1 protein-coding gene is annotated in these 467 nt (G+C 73.7%); it reads left to right on the top strand.

Annotated elements, in window-relative coordinates:
- Window positions 1-467: CHAD domain-containing protein (locus J0695_RS43420; RefSeq protein ID WP_206970300.1), on the top strand; the 467-nt coding region annotated here is incomplete at both ends.

Genomic DNA, 467 nt, shown 5'->3' with positions numbered 1-467 from the left:
CCTGGAGCGCCAGCTGACCCTGGCCAGGACCCGGGCCCACTCGGCCGCCCTCCAGGCGCTCGGCTCCTCGCGTTTCCACGCGGTCGCGGACTCCGTCGCTTTACTGGCCTCCGAGGTCCCGCTCGACCCCTCGGCCCACGCCGACGCCGACGCTGTCGATGGCCTGCCCTCCGCGGTCGAGTCGTCGGCCCACCGGCTCACCGAGGCCGTCGCGGTGCTGCCGCTGGGCCGGGCCTCGCTCCCGTACAACGCGGAAGGCCTGAGCGACGCGCAGGACGCCCCCTGGCACACGGTCAGGCTGCTGCTGCGCCTGAACAGGTACGCCCATGAGGTGCTCTACGCCGACCTCGACGCCGAAGGCCTACCGGGCTTGGACCCGAGGTTGTTCGCAGTGCGCCAGGCCCTGGACAGGCTCCGAGCCGCATCCGAGGCCGCATCTACCGCCGCGTCGGCCGCCCGTACGCCGA

It is taken from the genome of Streptomyces beijiangensis, assembly GCF_017315755.1.
GTDB classification, from domain to species: domain Bacteria; phylum Actinomycetota; class Actinomycetes; order Streptomycetales; family Streptomycetaceae; genus Streptomyces; species Streptomyces beijiangensis.
The sequence above is the reverse complement of the archived record's forward strand: the minus strand, read 5'-3'. Positions and strand labels throughout refer to the sequence as shown.